Consider the following 16006-nt stretch of genomic DNA (forward strand, 5'->3'; position numbering starts at 1 on the left):
CTTGTCTCTGTGACGAAGAAGAAGACGGCCCCCCTGCTCGCCACCGAGCAGGGGGGCTCGTCACTCCTGAGAACCGACGAATCCCTCTCGCACTCCGTCGATTCCGGCGTGCGCCGAACCGTGCTGCCCGGCGGGCTACGCGTGGTCACCGAGCATGTGCCCGGTGTGCGCTCGGCCTCGATCGGCGTGTGGGTCGGCGTCGGATCGCGCGACGAGGGCCCCACCGTGGCCGGGGCCGCGCATTTCCTGGAGCACCTGCTGTTCAAGGCCACGCCGACGCGCTCGGCCCTGGACATCGCCCAGGCGATGGACGCGGTCGGCGGTGAGCTGAACGCGTTCACCGCCAAGGAGCAGACCTGCTATTACGCCCACGTCATCGACGAGGATCTGCCGCTCGCGGTGGACATGGTCACCGACGTGGTGCTGAACGGGCTGTGCCGGTCCGCCGACGTGGACGTCGAACGCCAGGTGGTGCTCGAGGAGATCGCCATGCGGGACGACGATCCCGAGGACATGGTCGGCGACGCGTTCCTCACCGCGCTGTTCGGCGATCACCCGATCGGGCGGCCGGTGATCGGTTCGGTGGAGTCGATCGAGGCGATGCAGGCCGCGCAACTGCGTTCCTTCCATCAGCGCCGGTACCGGCCGGACCGGATGGTGGTCGCGGTGGCGGGCAACATCGATCACGATCACACCGTGGAGCTGGTGCATCGCGCGTTCGCGCACCGGCTCGACATGTCGGCGGCTCCGGCCGGGCGGCGCGAAGGACGGTTCCGTCCCGCGGGCGTGCCCGAGTTGCACTGGAGTCATCGCGACAGCGAGCAGGCGCACCTCACCTTCGGTGTGCGCGCCTTCGGGCGGCACGAGGGTGCGCGGCGCTGGCCGCTGTCGGTGCTCAACACCGTCGTCGGCGGCGGGCTGAGTTCGCGGCTGTTCCAGCGCATCCGGGAGGAGCGCGGCCTGGCGTACTCGGTGTATTCCAGCGTCGACACCTTCGCCGACACCGGCGCGTTCTCGGTCTACATCGGCTGCCAGCCGGAGAATCTGGGCCAGGTCGCGGCGCTCGCGCGCGGTGTGCTGGAGGAGGTCGCCGAGCACGGCATCACCGACGCCGAATGCGCCCGCGCCAAGGGCTCGCTGCGCGGCGGCCTGGTGCTGGGCCTGGAGGATTCCGCCTCCCGCATGAACCGCATCGGCCGCAGCGAACTCAGCTACGGCAACCACCGCAGCGTCTCCGAGACGCTCACCCGGATCGACACGGTCACCACCGAGGAGGTCTCGGCGGTGGCGCACACCCTGCTCTCGCGGCCGTTCGCGGCGTCGGTGGCGGGTCCGTACCGGCGTACGCGGGAGCTGCCGGTCGCGGTGCGCCGCTTGGTCGACGCCTGACAACCGGTCGCGGCCGGAGGGCCGCTGACCGCGCCCGCGGTTCCGGGCGGGCCGACCCCGCCCGGACGACAGCTCAGCGGGTGAGGACAGCCGCGACGAGGGCGGGCCAATCCAGCGCCTCGTCCGTACTCGTGCTCGCGCCGAGCCGCTCGCGTGCCGCCTGCTCGATCCGGGCGGTGTCCGGCTGGGCGTGATCGGCGAGTCCGCGCACCTCGGTGCTCGCGGCGAGCAACGCCAGGGCCTGCCTGGGTTGTTCCGCCCGCAGTGCCAGATCCGCGATGCCGACCAGGATCTGGGCGATCAACGGTGCGTAACCGGTGGCCGTCGCGCGTTCGTAGGCCTCGGCGTGCTGCTTGCGGGCCTCGTCCAGATCCTCGGCGAGCAAGCCGCGCAGGTTGTGCACCACGGCGTCCAGATACGGCGCGTGCTCGGTGGCGCTGCCCAGCTCGGCCGTGGCGGCGTCGATCCGGCGGTAGGTCTCGGCCACGTCGCCCTGCCAGCGAGCCAATTCCGCCTCGGTCAGGGCCAATTCGGCCAGGGCGGCGGGCCAGGCGGACTGGTCGGCGTACCGTCGCGCGTCGGCCGCGGCGGCCGCGCTCGCCGCGGCGTCGCCCATCAGCCAGTGCAGTTGGGCCTGCCGGGCTCGCATCAGGTAGATGTCCTCGACCGCGCCGATCTCGGAGACCACCGCGATCGATCGCTCCAGGTGCGCGCAGGCGGCGGCGAAATCGCCGCGGGTGGCGATGCGAATCGCCAGCTCCGTCAACGCGAACGAGATGCCCCAGCGTTCACCGACGGCCGTGAACTCCGCGAGCGCCTGCGCGAGGTAGTCGTCGGGTTCGTGGCCCGCGTGGCCGAGGACGATCCGGGCCTTGCCGACCTGCAACCGGGCCAGCGCGCGCACCCACGGGTCCTCGTCGGTGAGCAGCGGCTCGAAGGCGGGCAGCAGGGCGTCCGTGCCCTGGGTCATGCGCTCCAGCGCGTCGATGAAAACCAGCAGCGGGTAACGGGATTCGCTGCGGCGGCTGAATTCGTGGGCCCGGTGGATCCATTCGGCCACCCCGGCGTCGTCGCTGGGCCCGGAACTCATGAAATGCACGACCAGCGCGTACACCATGGCCCGGGTGGCGTCGTCCACCTCGCCGGGCAGCGCGGCCGCCGCGGTGATCAGCTCCATGCCCTCGGCCTTGTGCCCGCTGAGCCACCAGAACCAGCCCGCGCTGGCGGCCAGGCCCATGGCGCCGGGTGCGTCCGGCTCGGCGAGCGCCGCACGCATCGCCGCGGCCAGGTTGTCCTGGTCGGCTTCCAGGATCGCGAGCCACTCCAGCTGCTCGGCCCGGCGCAGGTGCGGGTCCGCGGCTTCCGCGAGGCCGGTGTAGTACGCCAGGTGGGCCCGGCGGGCCGTGTCCGCTTCGCCCGCCTCGGTCAGCCGCTCCGACGCGTACTGCTTGATGGTGTCCAGCATCCGGTAGCGCGGCTCGGCGTCCCCGGTGCTGACCAGCAGCGATTTCTCGGTCAGCGCGGTCAGCAGATCCAGTACCTCCCACTGCTCCACCGCCGCGTCCGCGCACACGTGCTCGGCCGCGGCCAGGCTCGCGCCGCCCGCGAACACCGAAAGCCGCCGCAGCACCGCACGTTCGGCGTCGCTGAGCAGTTCCCAGCTCCAATCGACGACCGCGCGCAGGGTCCGGTGCTGCGGCTGCGCGGTGCGGCTGCCGCCGGTGAGCAGCCGGAAGCGATCGTCGAGGCGGTGCGCCAGCTGGTCCAGCGTCATGGTCCGCAACCGGGCCGCGGCGAGTTCGATGGCCAGCGGGATGCCGTCCAGGGCGCGGCAGACGCGCGCCATCGTGGCCAGGCTGGCCGCGTCGGCGCCGAGGTCCTGGCGCACCGCGCCCGCTCGGTCCCGCAGCAGCTGGACGGCGGGGGAGGACTCGATCTGCGCGGGGTCCGCGCCGGGGCCGGGCAGGGCCAGCGGTTCGACCTGCCACAGCGCCTCGCCGGTGATGCCGAGCGGTTCCCGGCTGGTCGCGAGGATTCGCAAGCCCGCGCATTCGCCGAGCACCCGATGCGCGAAGGTCGCGGCGGCCTCGATCAGGTGCTCGCAGTTGTCCAGGATCAGCAGCGTCTCGCGGTCCCGGATGGCCGCGACGAACCGATCGAGCGGTTCCGCGTTCGAGGCGCCGAGCAGGGCGTCGCGGCGGCCCAGTGCGGCCAGTGCGGCCTGGGCGACATCGCCGGCGGGGCCGAGCGGGGCGAGCTCGACCAGCCACGCGCCGTCGGGCAGGTCCGCCAGCATGGTGCGCGCGGTTTCCACCGCCAGCCGGGTCTTCCCGGTACCGCCGGGCCCGGTCAGGGTGGTGAGCCGATGACCGGCGATGAGATCGCGCACGGCCGCGACATCGGCGTAGGTGCCGACGAATCGCGTCAGCTCGGCGCGCAGATTGGTGCGACGGTCGGTCTCGTCGGCGCGGACGTCGCCGCGCAACAGGGCGACGTGCAGTTCGGACAACTCCGGCGACGGATCCACGCCGAGCGAGTCGGCCAGCGCTTCGCGCGCCTGTTGATACACGGTGAGCGCCTCGGCCGCCCGCCCCGCGGCGGCCAGCGCCTGCATCAGCGCGGCGACCAGGCGCTCCCGCACCGGATTTCGCGTCACCGCCTCGGTCAGTTCGGCGACCAGGTCCGCGCCGCGACCGAGACGCAGCTCGGCCTCGTAGCGGTCCTCGAGCGCGGCCAGCCGCAGCCCCTCCAGCCGGGTGATCACCGCGTCGACGACCGCGCTGTCGGGCAGGTCCACCCCCTGCATCGGAGCTCCGCGCCACAGCTCCAGGGCTTCGGCCAGGAGCTCGGCCTGCTGTGCGTCCCCACCGCCGCGCGCCTGGTCGAGCAGGCGCTCGAACCGCACGGCGTCGACCGCGTCGGGTTCGACGGTCAGCCGGTAGCCGCCGGGCTGCACGTCCAGTGAGCCGTCGGGGAGTAGCCGGCGTAGTCGGGAAACCAGCGCCTGCAAGGCGTTCGCGACATCGGCGGGTGGCTGCTCACCCCAGATCCAGTCGACCAGCGTCGTTTTCGGCACCGCCCGGCCCGGTTGCAGCGCGAGCGCGATGAGCAGGGTTCGCAACCGGGCACCGGGTACCTCGATCGATCCGTCCGCTACCCGGATGTCGAGTGGCCCAAGTATCCCGATCTGCACCGGACCATTCTGCCGCCGACGCGCCGATCGCACCTACCTGGCCCGTATTCCATGCTTTGAACAGGTGTTTTCGCGGTGTCAGGCCGGTGTCAGGTCCGTATCAGGCGGGCTGGCGAAAGTAGTCGCAACACCGACCGAAGGACAGCACCATGACCGCCACGTTCCAGACCCCCGCCCCGATCGCCATCACCCTCGACGTGATCTCGGGCGGTGTCACCGTCATCGCCGCGGACCGCTCCGACACCGTCGTCGAGATCCGCCCGGCCGACCCGGCCAAGAAGGCCGATGTCCGGGCCGCCGAACTGACCACCGTCGAGTTCGCCGCCGGCGTGCTGACGGTGCGCATGCCCAAGCAGTGGCGCACCTACACCCCCTTCGGCGGCAATCCGTCGATCGAGGTGTCCATCCTGGCCCCCACGGGGTCGCAGCTCGCGGGCACCGCGGGGGTCGGCCGGGTGCTGGGCGCCGGCGAGCTCGGCCGCTGCGATCTGGAGATCTCCGCGGGCGACATCACTTTGGAGCGCCCGCAGGGTTCGGTGACCGCGAAGACCGCCAAGGGCAATATCCGGATCGGCGAGGCCGCGCGCGGCGAGTTCCGGCTGGAGACCTCCTACGGCGAGCTCGAGGTCGGCATCCGTCCCGGCAGCGCCGCCGAACTCCAGGTCAACGCCCTGTTCGGCAGTGTGCAGAACCTGATGCAGCCGGTCGCGCAGCCGCACTCGGACGCCGATGTGGTCCGGGTCTACGCCCGCAACGCCTACGGCAACGTCGTCATCCGGCACGCGCTGGCCGCCTGAGTTCCGAGAGGACCGAGCCGATGGAACTCAGGGTGGACCGGGACCGCTGCATCAGCGCCGGCATGTGCGCGCTGACCGCCCCCGGAATTTTCGACCAGGACCTCGCGGACGGCCGGGTGCTGCTGGAGCGCACGCCCGGAGCCGAGGACGAGGCGCAGGTCCGCGAGGCCGTTCTGGTGTGCCCGTCCGGCGCGCTCACCATCGCCGGCTGAAGCCGGCGATCCAACCAAAGGAAGAATCTCATGAACACAGTTCCGGTCCCGCACGGTCTTCCGATGCAGCGCGACGTGAATCCCTTCGATCCGCCCAGCGAGATCTCCCGGCTGCGGGACGCGCGGCCGGTGAGCCCGATGATCTTCCCCGACGGCCACGAGGGCTGGCTCGTCACCGGGTACCACGCGGTCCGTCAGCTCATGGCCGACACCCGGTTCAGCTCGCGCCAGGACATAGGCATCGTCCGGGTGCCGTTCGAGACGCCGGGCATGCCCGCACCGACCGAGCCCTCGCCGCCGATGCCCGGCGTTTTCATCGCCATGGATCCGCCGGATCACACCCGGCTGCGCCGCAAGCTCACCGGCGCCTTCACGGTGCGCCGGATGAAGCAGCTCGAGGAGCGCATCGTCGAACTCACCGAGCAGCAACTGGACGCGATGGCCGAACTGACGCCGCCGGTCGATCTGGTCACCGAGTTCGCACTGCCGGTGCCGTCGCTGGTGATCTGCGAAATGCTCGGCGTCCCGTACGAGGACCGGGCGACCTTCCAGGTCAATTCCGCCCAGTTCCTGGTCAAGGATCAGACGCTGGAGGAGAAGATGGGCGCGCTCATCGCGATCAACACCTATCTGGCCGGATTGGTGGTCGGCAAGCGCGCCGAGCCCGGCGACGACATCCTCTCGGATCTGGCCCGCGACGAGGATCTCAGCATCGAGGAACTGGTGGGCATCGCGTTCCTGCTGCTGCTGGCCGGGCACGAGACCACCGCGAACATGCTGGCGCTGGGCACCTTCGCGCTGCTGGAGCACCCCGGCCAGCTGGCCGAGTTGCACGCCGATCCGGCGCTGGTGCCGGACGCGGTCGAGGAGCTGCTGCGTTATCTGTCGGTCGCCGACATCTTCTATCGCTATGCCACCGAGGACATCGAACTCGGCGGCGAGCTGATCCGGGAGGGGTCGACGGTCGTGGTGTCGCTGCTGGCCGCCAACCACGATCCGGAGCGGTTCGACGACCCCGACACGCTGGACGTGCATCGCCGGGCCCGCGGTCTGGTGGCGTTCGGCCACGGCATCCACCAGTGCCTGGGCCAGCAGCTGGCCCGGATCGAGATGCGCGCCGGGTTCGCGGGACTGCTGCGGCGCTTCCCGTCGCTCGCGCTGGCGGTGCCGGCGGCCGAGGTGCCGCTGCGGACCGACATGAATATCTATGGCGTGCACGCGCTTCCGGTCACCTGGACGACGGACTGAGCGCGGTCAGCTCTGATTCGCGGCGGTGACGATCGCGGGCAGCAGCCCGGGCAGCGCCTGATCGACGTCGTCGGCGCGCAGGCGCTGATGGATCTGGCCGTCGATGACGAGGCGTTCGATGAGCCCGGCGTCGCGCAGGATCTTGAAGTGGTGGGTCGCGGTGGACTTGTTGATCACCTCGTAGAGGGCGCTGCAGCGCACGGCGTCGCCGGTATTGCTGAGCCGGCGGATCATCTCCAGGCGAATCGGGTCCTGCAGGGCGGCGAGCACAGCGGGAAGCGAGGCGACCGGCGGCAGCGGTTCGTGGGGTTCGGTCATGATCTGCCTCACAGGTGGGTTCGATGATCGTCGTACCGGGCGTAGGGTCGACTGAAGTTCGATCGACATCAAACTTACCTGATCGGAGTGATGATGGCAGTGACAGCGGCGGTGTCCGCCGACCACCGGACCGGGCAACGCTGGGCCTATCCGCTGGTGCTGGTGGCCAGCGGTGTCGCCCTCGGTGTGTCGGGCGTACCGGCCCCGCTGTACGGCATCTACGAGCAGCAGTGGCATCTCTCGCCGCTGACCACGACCCTGGTGTTCGCCGTCTATGCCTTCGCCGCGCTGGCCGCGGTGCTGGTCTCCGGGCGGATCTCGGATGTCCTCGGCCGGAAACCGGTGCTGCTGGGCGCGTTCGCCACCATGATCGCCGGCCTCGTGGTCTTCATGCTGGCCGACTCCGTGGGAATGCTGTTGCTGGCCCGGGCTCTGCACGGGCTCGCGGTCGGCTCGACGGTGGTGGCGGGCGCGGCGGCGCTGCTGGATCTGCGCCCGCACCGGGGCGCGCGTTCCGGCCAGCTCACCGGCGTCGCCTTCAACGTCGGGATGGCGGTGGCGATTCTGGGGTCGGCCCTGCTGGCGCAGTACGCGCCGAATCCGCTGCGCACGCCCTACGTGGTGATCACCGTGCTGTGCCTGATCATCGGCGTCGGCGTGCTCGCCCTGCGCGAACCGCACGCCGCCCGCGTCGCGGGCCGCATCCGGATCGCGAAACCCGCTGTACCGCAGGAGATCAGCGCCGACTTCTGGTTCTCGGCAATCGGCGTGATGGCGGCCTGGTCGGTGCTCGGCGTGCTGCTGTCGCTGTATCCGTCGCTGGCCGCGCAGCAGACCGGCATCCACAACCTGGTCTTCGGCGGTGCGGTGGTGGCCTCGACCGCGTCCTCGGGCGCGCTGGCGCAGCTGTTCGCGACCGGCATCCCGGCCCGGCGCGCCGCCATCCTCGGCGACACCGGCATGGCGCTCGCGCTGATTCTGACCGTGCCCGCGCTGGCCACCCACAACTGGGTCGCGGTGCTCGTCGCGGGCGTGGCGCTGGGGCTGACCTTCGGGCTGGGCTTCGGCGGTTCGCTGCGGCACCTGTCCAACGTGGTGCCGCAGCACAAGCGGGGCGAGACGATGTCGGCGTACTACCTGCTGGCCTACTCGGCGATGGCGCTGCCGACCATCCTCGCGGGCTGGGCCGCCACCACGTGGGGGCTGGACAACGTCTTCCCGTGGTTCGTCGGCGTGGTCGCCGTCGCGTGCCTGATCGCCGCCGGGCTCGGGCTGCGCGGCCATCGAGATCCCGACCAGTCGGCCTGAACAGACCCGTTCCACTTTCGGATAGGTGACATCTGAAAAGAGCTGGGGCACAGGCGTAGCCGATCTTGTCCTGTAGGCGCGGCGCACCATCGCCGTTTAACATCCCCCTCATGCGATGGGGGCGGTTGAGCGACCGGGTGCGCCGCGCGGCGCTGTTTCTCGCGGTGTCGACGGTGGTGCTGCTCGGACTCGCGCTCGGCGCCCTGACCTGGTGGCTGTTGCGCCTCGGGCTCGGTGTGCAGGCCGAACGCCCGAACCAGGTGCAGCTCACCGCCATCGCGCTCGCGGTGCTCGCGGGCATCGGCGGCGCGGTCGCCGTCACCGTCGCCTATCGCCGCCAGCGCGACCTGGAACGCGGCCGCTTCGCCGAACTCATCGGCGGCGCGGTCCGCCAGCTCGGGGACGAGGACCCGGCGGTGCGGATCGCCGGCGCCTACGCCGTCGCGGTGATCGCCGACGAATGCTCCACCCTGCGCCGCCGTCAGCAGTGCATCGATGTGCTGTGCGGCTACCTGCGATTACCCTACGAACCCGGCGACGGCGCGAATCATCTGGTCTCGCGCGCGGAATCGTTGCAGGAGCCGGGCAGCCGGGTGGAACGCGTCTACCACATCCGTCGCGACGAGCGAGAGGTGCGGCGCACCATCGTCCGGGTGATCGCCGAGCACCTGCGCCGGGCCTCCCCGGACGGGCCGTCCCGGCGCTATGCCGACGTCTCCTGGTCCCAGTGCGACTTCGACTTCACCGGGGCGGTCTTCGACGACGCCGACTTCCAGGGCGTCGAATTCGGCGGGCGCTGGACACTTTTCGCCGGTGCGCGGTTCGTCGGGGATCTGCGCACCGATTTCGAACGCGCGCGGTTCACCGGCCGGCACGTCAGCTTCCACGGCGCGGTCTTCGCCGAGGCGCCGGTCGTGTTCGATCGGGCCGAATTCCGCGGCGAGCACACCGGTTTCGACGAGGCGGTGTTCAAATCCCCGTCCCTGTCCTTCGATGACGCGGTCTTCGCCGGCGACCGGACGGGCTTCACCGGGGCCCGCTTCGTCGGCGCGGAAGCCTCGTTCCGGGCGGCCGCCTTCGGGGCCGAGCTGACCTCCTTCGAGGGCGCGACCGTGGACGGGGAGCGGGTGTCGTTCGCGCACACCGTTTTCGGCGGTGTGCGCGTCGCGTTCAGCGGCGCGCACTTCTGTGCGGCCACCCTCGAATTCGACGAGGCCCGCTTCGGCGCGCAGGCCTGGCGGCGCACTAGGCTCACCCGGCAGATCGACTTCGCCAAGGCCCAGTTCCACGGCGGCGCCACCTTCGCCCGCGCCGTCATCGGCGGCCGCAGCGCCGATTTCACCGCCTGCGACTTCTTCGGCGACGTGTCCTTCGCCGACGCGCGCTTCACCGCCGGTCAGGTCCTGTTCGACCACCCCACCGCCTGGGTGGGCGTGCGCTTCGACTGGGACGAGAACCCGGCCGGCCGACCGGCCGCGGTACGGCCCAGCCCGTGGCCTCCGGCACTGGACCTGGTGCCGGAGGCCTGAGCCCTAGTAGTCGACGGTCGCGAACGGCCGCTTCTCCGGCCAGGATTCGGCGTCCAGCCAGCCCAGTGTGTACTTCTGGACCAGCTGGTCGGCGATCTTGCGAGCGATCAGCTGGTAGACCGCCTGGGTCGGGTGCGCCAGATCGCTGGTCGTGAGCGCGCGCCGGATGGCCGGTTCGGAGGCATCGGTGGCGCTGCCGTAGATCACTTGCACGCCCGGCGGTTGCGCCAGCGGCGTGAGGTCGAAGGCCTTGGCGTTGGCCGACACCGCGTTCATGAACTCGCACATCCGCACCAGCTGGATGTTCTCCCGTTTCGCGCCCGGATAACCGCTGGGATCCGCGGGCCAGTGCGTGGTGGTGTATTCGAGCATGTCGTTGAAGGTCTTGGTGTTCTGCTCGAACTTGTCGACGAGTTTCATGCGCCCGTCCGCGATCTTGTCCTGGAACCGGACGGAGATCTTCGGGCTGGGCAGATCGATCAGCATGTAGTGGTCGGTGTCGCGAGCTTCGGGGAAGGCGTTGCCGATGCTGTCGACCACCTGCTTGATCTCGGCGACGATCGGCTGAATGCCCTTACCGGACTTGGTGTGCGAGAAGGTGCCCACCTCGAAGATCGTCTCGTCCTCGGAGTACATGCTCTTGCCCTCGGAGCGCTGCGCGGTGATCAGATCGTTGAGCCCGATCCAGATGATGTGCATCGTGTGACCGGTGAAGTGGTCGCCGAGCTTGGCCCGTGCCTTCAGGTAGCCGGCGACTTCGGTTTTCAGGTAGCCGAGCGCGCCCAGCTTGGGGCTCCAATCCGAGGCCGCGATCGCCCCGCCCTCGGCGTAGTTGGCGTAGAGCACCGGATCACGACCGCCGCGATCGGTGCGCAGCACCATGGAATTCCGGGTCAGCGATCGATGCGGGACCGACATGTCCTCGGTCGTCTTCTTGTCGCCGCGGACCAGCGTGTCCCCGCCCATCCATTCGACCAAATAGTCGGTCCAATTCTTGCCGTCACTGAAACGGCCGACTTCGTTGGTGCGCATTTTCTTCGCGGCACGCGCGAACATGCCGGTCGGAGCTTCGCGTTTGATGCCGATATCCGAAAGGCTGTCGCCGAGCACAATCAGATTCTGAATCGGGATGGGCATGGGGAATCCTTGCCGAGGTGCCCGCGTCGAATACGCGGGGAAATGTACTGCTGGGTCGCAAATGCGAAGTGGCGCTGAGCCTTCCGAGAGTACATCACATCGTACGCGATGTTCTGGGTGCCGAAAAGGGTGGCAGCGCAATGGCTGCCACCCTTGTTCGATTACGCCGGCCACCCTCCGTACGGGACGGTGATCAACTCCATGTAGTGGCCGCTGGGGTCTTCGAAGTAGACGCCGCGACCGCCGTCGTTGTGATTGATCACGTTCACGCCCTGCTTTCGCGGATCTGCCCAATGGTCCAGCTTATAGCGCTGGATCTTGGCATAGGCCGCGTCGAATTCGGCCTCCGAGATCAGAAAGGCGTAGTGCTGCGGCTGGATTTCGGTGATGAACGGAGGCACATCGGCCATATCGAAGGTGACGCCGTTCGCGGTGGTCAGCGGGATGAAAAGACCCGCTTCCGCTCCGATTTCCAATCCCAGGATGTCCGACCAGAATTCCGCGGACACCCGCTTGTCGTGACAGCCGACAATGGTGTGATTGAACTGAACTGACAGGGAATTACTCCTCTAGGATGTGACGGTCCCGACCCTGGGCTCGGTACAAGGCGGCCGACAGGAGCACCGTCACGGTGATCGAGAATAGTGCGGCGCACGCGGGATTTTCAACCCCCGAGTGACGGAGGCCATCCCGGACGGTAGCGTCGGGTGAATGAAGATTCGTGGTGCGGTTCTGGAGCGGATCGCGGCCGGGGCGCCCTTCGCCGAGTCGGCGCCGATCACCATCAGCGAGCTCGAACTCGCCGAGCCCGGTCCCGGTGAGCTGCTGGTGCGCATCGAAGCCGCGGGCCTGTGCCATTCGGATCTCTCGGTGGTGGACGGCAACCGGGTGCGCCCGGTGCCGATGCTGCTCGGCCACGAGGCAGCGGGCCGGGTCGAGGCGGTCGGTCCCGGTGACGGCGATATCGCGGTCGGGCAGCGGGTCGTGATGACCTTCCTGCCGCGCTGCGGCGAATGTGCCGGGTGCGCCAGTGAAGGGCGCACGCCCTGCGGGCCGGGCAGTCTCGCCAACAACGCCGGCGAGCTCCTCAACGGCGGCCGCCGGCTGCGCCGCGACGGGGCCGAGGTGCACCACCATCTAGGGGTGTCCGCCTTCGCCACGCACGCCGTGGTGGATCGCCGCTCGGTCGTGCCCGTCGACGACGATGTGCCGCCGGAGGTGGCCGCGGTGCTGGGCTGCGCGGTGCTCACCGGCGGTGGGGCACTGCTGAATTCGGCGCGCCCCGGGCCGGGGGACCGGATCATGGTCGTCGGTCTCGGCGGCGTGGGCATGGCCGCGGTTCTGGTCGGCGTTTCGCTCGGCCGGGAGGTCATCGCCGTCGATACGGTGGCCGAAAAGCTCACGCTCGCGGTGAAACTCGGCGCGACCGCGGCCTACACCCCCGGGGAGATCGCGGAGCAGGGCATCCAGGCCGAGGTCGTGGTGGAGGCCGCGGGCAATGTCCGGGCCTTCGAGACGGCCGTCGCCGCTACCGCGCCCGGCGGCACCACCGTCACCGTGGGCTTGCCCGCGCCGGACGCCCGCGCGAGCATCTCGCCGCTCACGCTGGTCGCGCAGGGGCGCAGCATCGTCGGCAGCTACCTCGGCTCCGCCGTGCCCGCCCGCGACATTCCCGAGTACGTCCGCATGTGGCGTGCCGGGAACCTGCCTGTCGAACGGCTCGTCTCCGCGCACATCGGCCTGGACCAGATCAACCACGCCATGGACGAACTCGCCGCCGGGCACGCCCTGCGGCAGGTCATCGTTTTCGACTGACCGCGCCGCGCTGACCTGGATACTTACCGGCACCGGGGGTAGTAGACCGAAAAGTAGGTACTTGTCGGTCCGCGCGGCCGCGCCCAAGGATGGCGTTCGGGCTCGAGCCCGCGACGAATCGACTTGGGAGGCAGCATGAGCGGCGAGAACCGCACCCCGGTGACGGTACTGGGAATCGGCTCGATGGGGCGGGCGGTGGCCACCGCGTTACTGGCCGCCGGACATCCGGTCACGGTGTGGAACCGCAGCCCCGAGCGCGCTGCGGAACTGGCAGAACACGGTGCCGTGCACGCGGTTTCGCTCGCGGACGCGGTCGCGGCCAGCCCGGTGATCATCTCCGTGCTCGCCGGGCTCGACACCACCCCCGACATCCTCGGCCCGGCCGCGGGCGCACTGCCGGGCCGCACAGTGGTGACGTTGAGCAGCGGAAGCCCCGGCAGCGCCCGGGCCGTGGCCGCCTGGGTCGCGGCGCACGACGCCCGGTACCTGGGCGGCGCGATCAAGAATGTGCCCGCGGCGGTAGGTGCTCCCGACACGCTGCTGTACTTCGGCGGCGATCGCGCCCTGTTCGACGAGCACGCCGAGGTACTGCGTGTGCTCGGCGGCGAGCTGGTGCACCTGGGCCCGGAACCCGACCTCGCCGCCCTCTACGAATCCGCCGTCGGCGCGACCCTGCTCCCCGCCCTGCTCGGCTTCTTCGAGGGCGCGGCGGTGCTCGCCGCCCGCGGCCTCCCCGCCGCCTCGATGGTCCCGTACTCGCGCAAATGGCTGCTGATGATCGAATCCCTCCTGCCGGTGCTGGCCGAGGAGATCGACACCGGGGATTACAGCAAGCTCGGCTCCTCGATTGGCCTCTTCCACGGCGGCCGCGCGGAAGACCTCGCCCTCGCCGCCGAATCCGGCGTAGACATGGACTGGCACGCCCCCATGTACGAGCTGCTCGACAAGGCGATGGCGAAAGGCTATGGCGAGCAGAGCATTTCGGCCCTGTTCGAGGTGATGCGCGGCCGCGCGGCCTGAATCGGCTGTTGCCGCTGCTCCGGGGTTCGGAGGTCGAGCTGCGCGGCGAAGTGACGAAGATCGCCTGCACCTCGGCGCGGTCGATGCGGGGGAGATCCGCAGGGGACCGAGCTCATGGCCGAGCCGGTGATCTGCCCCTGGAGCGGCCGATGCCGACTCGCGAGCGGCGCGAGCCGGTTGCGAGCGCGGGGGCCGCCGCGGGGCCTATTAGGCTGGGCTGCGAACGCGGGGCGTGGCAACGCTCCAGGACACAGGAGGTGTGGTGACCATTCGGGTCGGTGTGCTCGGAGCACGCGGGAAAGTCGGACAGGCCATCGTCGCGGCGGTGGAGGCGGCGGCCGATCTGGAGCTGTCCGCGGCCGTCGACAAGGACGACGCGCTGGAGACGTTCACCGAGACCGGCACCCAGGTGGTCGTCGATTTCACCCACCCCGACGTGGTGATGGGCAACCTGAAGTTCCTGGTGGAGAACGGCATCCACGCCGTCGTCGGCACCACCGGCTTCGACGCCGCCCGCCTGGACGAGGTGCGCGGCTGGCTGTCCGGCAAGCCGGAGACCGGCGTCCTGATCGCCCCGAACTTCGCGATCGGCGCGGTGCTGTCCATGCGCTTCGCCGAGCAGGCGGCGCGGTTCTTCGAATCGGTCGAGGTCATCGAGCTGCACCATCCGAACAAGGCGGACGCGCCCTCGGGCACCGCCTACCGCACCGCGGGCCTGATCGCCGAGGCGCGTGAGCGTGCGGGCGTCGGCCGGAGCCCCGACGCCACCTCCACCGAACTGGACGGCGCCCGGGGTGCCGACGTCGACGGAGTGCGCGTGCACTCGGTGCGCCTGGCCGGCCTGGTCGCGCATCAGGAGGTGCTGTTCGGCACCCAGGGCGAGACGCTCACCATCCGCCACGACTCCATCGATCGCTCGTCGTTCGCTCCCGGCGTGCTGCTGGGCGTGCGCGAGATCGCCGACCACCCCGGCCTGACGGTCGGGCTCGACCCGTTCCTGGATCTGTGACCGTCCAGGGTTCCTCCGGCAGCGACGTCCGCAAGGTCGTCGCCTTCGTCGCCGTCATGGTCGTGATCTGCGGCTTCTATTTCCTGCTGCTGGGCCGGATCGCGTTCCAGCTGATCGGTTCCGGAGACATCGCCGCCGTCGTCATCGGCATCGGCGTGCTGATCCTGCCGCTGCTCGGCGTCTGGATCATCGGGGCCAGCGTGCGCGCCGCCCTCGATCACCAGCACCTGGCCCGCCGCATGCGCGAGGAAGGCTTGGAGCTGGACACCTCCGACCTGCCCCGCCGCCCCTCCGGCCGCATCGAGCGCGCCGCCGCCGACACCCTGTTCGGCCGGATCCAGCAGGAATGGGAGGCCGACCCCGACAACTGGCGCGTCTCCTACCGCCTGGCCCGCGCCTACGACTACGCCGGCGACCGCACCCGCGCCCGCGAAACCATGCGCCGCGCGGTCGCCCTGGAGAAGCTCGAACGCGAAAGCTGACCCATGCCGCGCCTGCTCCTCATCCACCACACCCCGTCGCCGCACACGCAGGCGATGTTCGAGGCCGTGGTTTCCGGGGCGACCGACCCGGAGATCGAGGGCGTGGAGCTGGTGCGCCGGGCGGCGCTGGCCGTCACCGCCACCGACGTCCTGGAAGCCGACGGCTTCCTCCTCGGCACCCCCGCCAACCTCGGCTATATCTCAGGCGCCCTCAAGCACGCGTTCGACACCTTCTATTACCCCTGCCTCGACTCCACCCGCGGCCGTCCCTACGGGCTCTACCTGCACGGCAACGAGGGCACCGAGGGGGCGGAGCGCGCCGTCGAGTCGATCACGACCGGCCTCGGCTGGGCGAAGGCGGCCGCGCCGGTCGTGCTCTCCGGCCCGCCCGGCAAGGACGATCTGCGACGCTGCTGGGAGCTCGGCGCCACCCTGGCCGCGCATCTCATGGGCTGAAAAGCAAATGGGGCGGTCCCGTGCAGGACCACCCCATTCGGTGCCGGTGTGCGCGTGCCTCAGGCGAGGCCCCAGGCGTGCAGCAGGTAGGTG

Annotated in this window: 15 protein-coding genes; 11 read left to right on the forward strand and 4 right to left on the reverse strand. The window is 70.2% G+C overall.

The window, feature by feature from the left end:
• Nucleotides 1-66 precede the first annotated feature (66 nt).
• Nucleotides 67-1389 carry a pitrilysin family protein gene (locus AB0I43_RS37360; RefSeq protein ID WP_356979119.1) on the forward strand — a complete coding sequence of 441 codons (1323 nt, stop codon included), beginning with the start codon at nucleotides 67-69 and terminating at the stop codon, nucleotides 1387-1389.
• A 73-nt stretch (nucleotides 1390-1462) separates the two neighbouring features.
• On the opposite strand, the gene AB0I43_RS37365 is transcribed toward AB0I43_RS37360, so the two are convergent.
• Nucleotides 1463-4510, reverse strand: coding sequence for a BTAD domain-containing putative transcriptional regulator (locus AB0I43_RS37365; RefSeq protein ID WP_356979048.1), 3048 nt, complete (start codon nucleotides 4508-4510; stop codon nucleotides 1463-1465).
• Between the two features lie 221 nt (nucleotides 4511-4731).
• Between AB0I43_RS37365 and AB0I43_RS37370 the strand changes: the two genes are divergently transcribed.
• Genes AB0I43_RS37370 through AB0I43_RS37380 form a run of 3 tightly spaced genes read left to right on the forward strand, consistent with a single transcriptional unit; the run spans nucleotide 4732 to nucleotide 6839 of the window.
• Complete coding sequence (locus tag AB0I43_RS37370) at nucleotides 4732-5379, forward strand: hypothetical protein (RefSeq protein WP_356979050.1); 648 nt, start codon at nucleotides 4732-4734, stop codon at nucleotides 5377-5379.
• A gap of 20 nt (nucleotides 5380-5399) precedes the next feature.
• A complete protein-coding gene (locus AB0I43_RS37375; protein WP_356979052.1) occupies nucleotides 5400-5591 on the forward strand; it encodes a ferredoxin in 192 nt (63 codons plus the stop codon).
• Between the two features lie 30 nt (nucleotides 5592-5621).
• A complete protein-coding gene (locus tag AB0I43_RS37380) occupies nucleotides 5622-6839 on the forward strand; it encodes a cytochrome P450 (RefSeq protein WP_356979053.1) in 1218 nt (405 codons plus the stop codon).
• Nucleotides 6840-6845: 6 nt separating this feature from the next.
• Here the strand turns inward: AB0I43_RS37380 and AB0I43_RS37385 are convergent, their stop codons facing one another.
• Nucleotides 6846-7157 (reverse strand): helix-turn-helix transcriptional regulator, encoded by a 312-nt coding sequence (locus tag AB0I43_RS37385; RefSeq protein ID WP_356979055.1) that lies wholly within the window; start codon nucleotides 7155-7157, stop codon nucleotides 6846-6848.
• Nucleotides 7158-7247: 90 nt separating this feature from the next.
• Here AB0I43_RS37385 and AB0I43_RS37390 point away from each other — a divergent pair, with 90 nt between their 5' ends.
• On the forward strand, nucleotides 7248-8465 hold the full coding sequence (locus AB0I43_RS37390) for an MFS transporter (RefSeq protein WP_357433556.1): 1218 nt from the start codon (nucleotides 7248-7250) through the stop codon (nucleotides 8463-8465).
• 110 nt (nucleotides 8466-8575) lie between these two features.
• Nucleotides 8576-9994, forward strand: a complete 1419-nt coding sequence (locus tag AB0I43_RS37395) for a pentapeptide repeat-containing protein (protein WP_356979059.1) — start codon at nucleotides 8576-8578, stop codon at nucleotides 9992-9994.
• Nucleotides 9995-9997: 3 nt separating this feature from the next.
• Here AB0I43_RS37395 and AB0I43_RS37400 read toward each other — a convergent pair whose 3' ends face one another.
• Both AB0I43_RS37400 and AB0I43_RS37405 read right to left on the reverse strand, forming a co-directional pair.
• On the reverse strand, nucleotides 9998-11131 hold the full coding sequence (locus AB0I43_RS37400; RefSeq protein ID WP_356979060.1) for an SGNH/GDSL hydrolase family protein: 1134 nt from the start codon (nucleotides 11129-11131) through the stop codon (nucleotides 9998-10000).
• 161 nt (nucleotides 11132-11292) lie between these two features.
• Nucleotides 11293-11688 (reverse strand): VOC family protein, encoded by a 396-nt coding sequence (locus tag AB0I43_RS37405; protein WP_356979121.1) that lies wholly within the window; start codon nucleotides 11686-11688, stop codon nucleotides 11293-11295.
• 154 nt (nucleotides 11689-11842) lie between these two features.
• On the opposite strand from AB0I43_RS37405, the gene AB0I43_RS37410 reads away from it, so the two are divergent.
• The 5 genes from AB0I43_RS37410 to AB0I43_RS37430 all read left to right on the forward strand — a co-directional run bounded on the left by AB0I43_RS37410 (nucleotide 11843) and on the right by AB0I43_RS37430 (nucleotide 15913).
• Nucleotides 11843-12946 carry an alcohol dehydrogenase catalytic domain-containing protein gene (locus AB0I43_RS37410; RefSeq protein WP_356979061.1) on the forward strand — a complete coding sequence of 368 codons (1104 nt, stop codon included), beginning with the start codon at nucleotides 11843-11845 and terminating at the stop codon, nucleotides 12944-12946.
• A 135-nt stretch (nucleotides 12947-13081) separates the two neighbouring features.
• Nucleotides 13082-13966 (forward strand): NAD(P)-binding domain-containing protein, encoded by an 885-nt coding sequence (locus AB0I43_RS37415; RefSeq protein ID WP_356979062.1) that lies wholly within the window; start codon nucleotides 13082-13084, stop codon nucleotides 13964-13966.
• 262 nt (nucleotides 13967-14228) lie between these two features.
• The gene (gene dapB / locus AB0I43_RS37420; protein ID WP_356979064.1) at nucleotides 14229-14975 is read left to right on the forward strand and encodes a 4-hydroxy-tetrahydrodipicolinate reductase; all 747 of its coding nucleotides are present in this window, start codon (nucleotides 14229-14231) and stop codon (nucleotides 14973-14975) included.
• A gap of 56 nt (nucleotides 14976-15031) precedes the next feature.
• Nucleotides 15032-15457, forward strand: coding sequence for a hypothetical protein (locus AB0I43_RS37425; protein ID WP_357433568.1), 426 nt, complete (start codon nucleotides 15032-15034; stop codon nucleotides 15455-15457).
• A gap of 3 nt (nucleotides 15458-15460) precedes the next feature.
• Entirely contained in the window at nucleotides 15461-15913 is a 453-nt protein-coding gene (locus AB0I43_RS37430) for a flavodoxin family protein (RefSeq protein WP_356979066.1), read from the forward strand.
• Nucleotides 15914-16006: the final 93 nt, after the last annotated feature.

The organism is Nocardia sp. NPDC050435, from assembly GCF_040655395.1.
Lineage (GTDB): Bacteria > Actinomycetota > Actinomycetes > Mycobacteriales > Mycobacteriaceae > Nocardia.

What these genes read in the sequence shown, in the direction of transcription:
- AB0I43_RS37390 (WP_357433556.1), top strand. Translation starts at nt 7,248, where the DNA reads ATGATGGCAGTGACAGCGGCGGTGTCCGCCGACCACCGGACCGGGCAA.
- AB0I43_RS37415 (WP_356979062.1), top strand. Translation starts at nt 13,082, where the DNA reads ATGAGCGGCGAGAACCGCACCCCGGTGACGGTACTGGGAATCGGCTCG.
- AB0I43_RS37425 (WP_357433568.1), top strand. Translation starts at nt 15,032, where the DNA reads ATGGTCGTGATCTGCGGCTTCTATTTCCTGCTGCTGGGCCGGATCGCG.
- AB0I43_RS37395 (WP_356979059.1), top strand. Translation starts at nt 8,576, where the DNA reads ATGCGATGGGGGCGGTTGAGCGACCGGGTGCGCCGCGCGGCGCTGTTT.
- AB0I43_RS37380 (WP_356979053.1), top strand. Translation starts at nt 5,622, where the DNA reads ATGAACACAGTTCCGGTCCCGCACGGTCTTCCGATGCAGCGCGACGTG.
- AB0I43_RS37370 (WP_356979050.1), top strand. Translation starts at nt 4,732, where the DNA reads ATGACCGCCACGTTCCAGACCCCCGCCCCGATCGCCATCACCCTCGAC.
- AB0I43_RS37385 (WP_356979055.1), bottom strand. Translation starts at nt 7,157, where the DNA reads ATGACCGAACCCCACGAACCGCTGCCGCCGGTCGCCTCGCTTCCCGCT.
- AB0I43_RS37375 (WP_356979052.1), top strand. Translation starts at nt 5,400, where the DNA reads ATGGAACTCAGGGTGGACCGGGACCGCTGCATCAGCGCCGGCATGTGC.
- AB0I43_RS37430 (WP_356979066.1), top strand. Translation starts at nt 15,461, where the DNA reads ATGCCGCGCCTGCTCCTCATCCACCACACCCCGTCGCCGCACACGCAG.
- AB0I43_RS37400 (WP_356979060.1), bottom strand. Translation starts at nt 11,131, where the DNA reads ATGCCCATCCCGATTCAGAATCTGATTGTGCTCGGCGACAGCCTTTCG.
- AB0I43_RS37410 (WP_356979061.1), top strand. Translation starts at nt 11,843, where the DNA reads ATGAAGATTCGTGGTGCGGTTCTGGAGCGGATCGCGGCCGGGGCGCCC.